The following is a 5,897-nucleotide window of genomic DNA, read 5'->3' as shown; positions in this document are numbered from 1 at the left end:
GAAGGAGAAGCAGCTGGACCTGAAGAAGTTGAAATGATCTTAAACGGTGATTTAAACAGAGTAAAATACATCGGTTGTAAAATGAGCGGCGGAAACATTGTTTGTAACAGCAGTGTAGATTTACACGTTGGTGCAGAAATGTCCGGTGGTTCTATCCTTGTTAAAGGTGACGCAGCTGCTCACGCTGGAAGAGAAATGTCTGGTGGATACCTTGAAATCGAAGGAAACACCAAAGAATTCACTGGTGCTTCTTACATTGGTGAATGGAGAGGTATGACTGGAGGACAAATTGTTGTTGGCGGTAACGCTGGTAAACAATGTGGTGAATGTTTAACCGGTGGTAGAATCCACGTTAAAGGTAACTGTGATATCTTAGCAGGTATTCACATGACCAAAGGTCTCATCGAAATTGACGGTGACGTAAACCGTTGGCCTGGTGGACAAATGAAAAACGGTAACATCATAATTCACGGAAAAGTTGGAAGATTGCTCGAAGGTTTCGTAGAACAAGGAATTGTAACCGATCCTGAATTAGATGGTATTGTTTACCCTGGTAGATACATCGAATACAAAGGAGACATTGCTTTAAACGGTAAAGGTACCTTAATTATCGATGCTGAGAAAAACAGAGACAGATTATCTACTTGGATTGAAGAAGACGACGAATATAACGCAATTAGAGAATACAGAGCTCAATAAGCTCTTTCTCTTTTTCTTATATTTTTCTTCTTTTTTTATTTTTTTATTTTTTAGAAATTATATTGATAAATTATGATTTAATTAATTTTTAAATGATGATTGAATTTCACAATCAATTAAATTAATTTTTTAATTAATTAAATTATCATTTATTGATATTAAGTATGAGATTATTAATCATATCTTTAATTTAAATAATGCTATGTACAAAAGGTGTAACTATGGTCAAAGAGATACAGATGGACCCAGACGATATTATAGAATATGTAAGAAACAATGTAAAAGTTGATGATATTTTTGAATTATCTTATAACAGGGTATTTGCTCCAGGTACTGTACTTGGACTTACCCCGGAAGATGAGGAAACTGGTGAAGGCTTAATACTTTCCCTTCAGCTCAATGGTGAATTGTTAAATCAAGCTGTAGACATTGATTTGCATAAGGTAAAGGACGAGATCATTGAATTCCGTCATATGCCTGGTGGAGATGAAGATAAGCTCATCGTTGTTGAAGCTACATTATAGCTTCAATTTCATTTTCCCATTATTTTTTTTATAATGCATTAATTAGTTTTAATAAATACAAATAATTTTATATATTAGAAACAATATATTATTAATCATAAAGTAAGTATTTGATTTTCAAAAATTTTATAATCTCTATGGAGGTCAAAAAATGGTCGATAAGGAATTAACAATGACTTCTGATGAAGTTCTTGATTACATTAAGAATAATTTTAAAGAATTCGATAAAGTGGATATTGCATACAATCGTGTTTCCGCTAAAGGGGATGTCTTAGGAGTGGATCTTTCTGACTTTAGAGGAAAGCCAAGTTGTAGGGTGATGATTGCTTTAGATGGTGAAATTATTTCTGACACTATCGAGGTTGACTTTGAAGAATATAAGGAAGATATTATAGAATTACATCACTATCCTAAAGATGAATCTAAAGAGTCTGTTTATATTGAAGTAATCTAAATCTTCTTATTTCTTTTTTTTATTTTTTCAATCTATTTTTAACTATTTTTAAATATTTTTAACTATTTTTAATCTGTTCTTATACAATTTTTATACTTTTTATTCATTTTCTATGCTGTTTTTTTTTAATTATTGTTCATAGATTAAACTCATATCCTCTATTGGCAAAATGGTTTCAACTGCCTTCGCTTCAATTGCTATTCCCTTTTCCTTAATTGCAGCTATTGAATTCAATCCGCTTCCTGTAACAATTCCGAAGTTGTAGTTGTCAACTTTTGCATTGTACACCAATTCTCTTGGCTTACCAACTTTAAAGATAGGGAATCCATTTTCATTGATTTTATCCAAGATTTCTTCACATTCAGGTCTTGCAATGTATGGAACCTCTTTAATGGAAGCGAGTATCTTCTTAGGATTTTGGCGTTTGGATATGGAGGTTAGATTTTTGAAGATGAATATTTTATGAGGGTCTATTGAGGAACCGTCATAGGAAATCATTTCCACAAACAATGGAGGTTTTCCAAGTTCGAGTAATCCTCCGTATCTTGGTGTGCTCATGATACCATTGTTGATTAATATTCCATCAATTGACAAGCTGCAAACGGTAGCTATTCCCACTTTGCTGTCGTCACTTGGATGATCTACAATATTGAATAGTGGATTCATGTATTTTGGAAGACTCTTATATGTTCTTTTCATGATTGTTAATGCATCATCAAGGTCTTGCTTATTCAAGTAGGATATGTTTGCAACTATGTTTCCTTCGTTGGTTTCAATGTCATAATCCACTTGATTCATTCTATTCAATGATTTTGTAAGTATGAAAGGTGTTTTCTTATACTCTATTTTCTTTGCTTTTTTGATTTTGTGTTTAGAGGATTCAAGTTCTTTAAGTTTATTGTAATCAATGAATTCCTCCCCAGTCTTGATGTCAACTTTATAATCCATTTCCTGAGCTGCACAGAATGGTGTGATTCCTCCAATGATGGATATTCCGACCATTCCTTCAGGTACTGGAATTCCTAAAACGTTTTCACTTGTCTCACCAATTTCCAAAACTCCTCCAATTCCCACTTTTTCAAGTTTTAGGATGATTTCCTTTGCCTTTTCGACACTGGTTCCAGGAATTATCCTAAAGTTTGCAGGAATTGTACCGGTTCCATGCTCTGCAACTTCCAATACTGAAGTCATGTCTTTTGCTATAAATGCATCTAATGGAGTTATTGAAGTTTTCTTGTAGGAAATCAGTTCTGAGAACTTGGTAGGATAGTAATCTTCAATTTCAACTAGCCCTCCATATTGAGGGATAGAAGGAATCCCATTTTTCAAGAACACTCCATCAATTGTTGTACCACAGATGGTTTTCATAACATATCCCTTTTTGCCATTGATTTCAGTTTTTTTCGCATTGATCAATGGGCTTACGCAAACTCCTGCAGCAAAGACTTCCTTAATGATGTCAAATGCCTTGTTGTCTAGGATATTTGAAGTGTTTACTATTACGTTTCCACACCTTTTATTGTAATCAAAATTAGTTAAGTATATCCTCTCTTCGAATTTTGAAAATGTGAAGTCCACTTGGTCGTAAATCAATCCTTTCTCAAGCTTTGCTCTTCCAAGTTCTGTGATAACTCTGCCAGAATATCCCTTTCTTTCTGTGTATCCTTTTTCATCAAGAATTTGCATATGGTAACGCACTGCTCTCTCACCAAGGTTATATCCTTTGGTTTTAAGTTCGTCAGCTATTACTTTTGAACCTATTGGCTTTTCCTGCACATTAAGGATTCTTAGAATTTCTATCATTCTATGTTCAGATTCTGACATGTAATCTCCTACTTTCTAAACGGAATTTTTTTTAAAAATAAGTATTGTGGTTGATAAAACAAGTTTTTAAAAATAAATAAAAATAGCTATTTAATTTATTTTTTTAAATAGCTATATGTTCTCAAATCTTAAATTAATTATAGTTTGAATTATAAGTTTAAGTATTTCTTATGTTCGTAATTGAATACTTGGACTCTGTATTCGTCCCATTCCTCATATTTTGCACTGAGGAATGCATTGAATATGTGGTCTCCAAGTGCTTCTTTCATGATTTCGCTTTCTTCAAAGGTATGGTATGCTTCCCATAAACTGGAAGGTAACAATTCAATACCCATTTCTTCCCTTTCTTCATCGCTTAATTCATAAATGTTGAATTCAATTGCTTCTCCAGGGTCGATTTTGTTCTTGATACCATCCATACCTGCTTCAAGCATTACTGCAAATGCAAGGTAAGGGTTACATGTTGGGTCTGGACTTCTGTATTCAATACGGGTAGCTTTTCCACGTGCAGCTGGAACTCTGATTAAAGTGGATCTGTTTTGAATACCGTATGAAATGTATACAGGAGCTTCGTAACCTGGAACTAATCTTTTGTATGAGTTTACGATAGGGTTGGTAACTGCTGTGATAGCTGCGGAATGTTTTAATAATCCTCCGATAAACCACATAGCTTCTTGTGATAATCCGGTTTCGCTGTTTTCATCATAAAAGATGTTTTCCCCATCTTTGAATAAGCTTTGGTGACAGTGCATTCCACTACCGCTTTCTCCGAAGAATGGCTTTGGCATGAAAGTGACTCTGTAGTCAAATCCATCGAAATCAGCCATGTTTGCTACAATAGCTTTGATTGCTTGTTTGAATGTAATTACAGCATCAGCAGTTTTTAAAGCGTCATCGAATTTAAATGCAATTTCGTTTTGACCAGGACCTACTTCGTGGTGGCTTGCTTCAACTTCAAAGCCTAATTCCTGCAAGTTAGTGGTAATTTCCCTTCTGAAGTCGGTTCCCTTATCGACAGGTTCCACATCAAAGTATCCTGCATCATCGTGAGGAATTGGGTATCCGTCATCATCAGTGTCTACAATAAAGAATTCAGGTTCTGGACCTATGTTGTAGGTGTAACCTTCTTCCTTGATTTTAGCCAATGCCTTTTTAAGGATTCCTCTTGGATCCCCTTCAAATGGTTCTCCATTAGGTTTGTAAATGTCACAAATAAATCTGCAGGATGCAGATTCTTCAGGTCTCCAGGATAAAGCTGAATAGGTGCTTATATCTGGTTTCAATACAAGGTCACTTCCTTCAATTCCTACGAAACCTGGTATTGATGATCCATCAAATAGGATACCGTCAATTAATAAATCTTCCATATTTTCCAATTTGCAAGGAATAGACACGTTCTTTGGAATTCCATGCAAATCAACAAATTGGAGTCTAATAAACTTTATATTGTCTGCTTTCATTCTTTCGATTACATTTTTGATTCTTTCTTCCATTAAATCATTCTCCATTAGATTTGGAATAATATATAATAATTATTTAGTTTAATAATTATCTTTAATATTAGTTCGGAAATAGATTTCCACCTAATAATATATCTATATATTTTAATATATTATTTTATCTATTTTATACTTTTTAAACCTTGTGCAATAGTTTATTTTTTTTAATATTTTTCATTTGAATATTTAATTTTTCATTAAAATTTTAAAAATAGTTTATTTTTATTATAAAAAATTGAACAAAATATATTTTAATATATATTTTTTTAGAATTTTGACAAAAATAGGTGAAAATTATCTAAAAGTTTTTAGAGAAAATAATTTAAAATAATTTAAAATAAAGGTAAAATCAATGAAAATTGAATAGAAACTTAATAAAAAATAGAGTATAAAATTAATAAAAAATAGGGTAAAAAAATTATTAAAAAATTAAGAAAAAAATAAAAAAGTAGTAGTTAAGGAATTTATAATTCCAAAACTTTAAAAGATTCTAAGTTGAGTAAATCAAAATTAAGTATTTTTGGAGCGTAGTTAACTTCGCCAATTCCAGTTACCAATTTATAAGCTTCAAATGCTTCTAAACATCCAACAATATTTGGAACAGGCCCGATTACTGGAGGTACTCCTTTGGTTAATTTTGATATTTCCTTTTTGGTTTCCTCTCCCAATTCCTTTCCTAGGGATGGGAGGGAGAACAATTCCTCATATGATGGTGTGTCTTTAGTGAACACGCTTACTTGCCCTTGTGTTCCATGAATAGCTCCATGAACAAATGGTATATCATTTTCTCTAGCAAATCTGCTTACAATGATTCTTGTGTATAGATTATCCAATGCATCGATGATTATGTCCCTATCACCGAATACCTTTTCTATATTGTCAGCATTCAATTCTTCA

General features: G+C 32.7%; 6 protein-coding genes. 3 read left to right on the top strand and 3 right to left on the bottom strand.

What is annotated here, in order from left to right:
- The 3 genes from Q0409_RS03495 to Q0409_RS03485 all read left to right on the top strand — a co-directional run.
- A partial coding sequence (locus Q0409_RS03495) for a formylmethanofuran dehydrogenase subunit C (protein WP_298535112.1) occupies positions 1-699 on the top strand: 699 nt, incomplete at its 5' end.
- 221 nt (positions 700-920) lie between these two features.
- On the top strand, positions 921-1,223 hold the full coding sequence (locus Q0409_RS03490) for a DUF2097 domain-containing protein (RefSeq protein WP_298535109.1): 303 nt from the start codon (positions 921-923) through the stop codon (positions 1,221-1,223).
- Between the two features lie 151 nt (positions 1,224-1,374).
- Complete coding sequence (locus Q0409_RS03485; protein WP_292776287.1) at positions 1,375-1,677, top strand: DUF2097 domain-containing protein; 303 nt, start codon at positions 1,375-1,377, stop codon at positions 1,675-1,677.
- Positions 1,678-1,806: 129 nt separating this feature from the next.
- On the opposite strand, the gene Q0409_RS03480 is transcribed toward Q0409_RS03485, so the two are convergent.
- From Q0409_RS03480 to Q0409_RS03470, 3 genes are all read right to left on the bottom strand, one after another.
- On the bottom strand, positions 1,807-3,501 hold the full coding sequence (locus Q0409_RS03480) for a DUF128 domain-containing protein (RefSeq protein ID WP_298535106.1): 1,695 nt from the start codon (positions 3,499-3,501) through the stop codon (positions 1,807-1,809).
- Between the two features lie 149 nt (positions 3,502-3,650).
- Positions 3,651-4,994 (bottom strand): type I glutamate--ammonia ligase, encoded by a 1,344-nt coding sequence (gene glnA / locus Q0409_RS03475; RefSeq protein WP_298535104.1) that lies wholly within the window; start codon positions 4,992-4,994, stop codon positions 3,651-3,653.
- Between the two features lie 470 nt (positions 4,995-5,464).
- Positions 5,465-5,897: ThiF family adenylyltransferase (locus Q0409_RS03470; protein ID WP_298535103.1), on the bottom strand; the 433-nt coding region annotated here is incomplete at its 5' end.

This window comes from uncultured Methanobrevibacter sp. (assembly GCF_937898925.1).
In the GTDB taxonomy this organism is placed as follows: Archaea; Methanobacteriota; Methanobacteria; order Methanobacteriales; family Methanobacteriaceae; genus Methanobrevibacter.
This window is presented reverse-complemented; position numbering and strand designations above follow the sequence as displayed.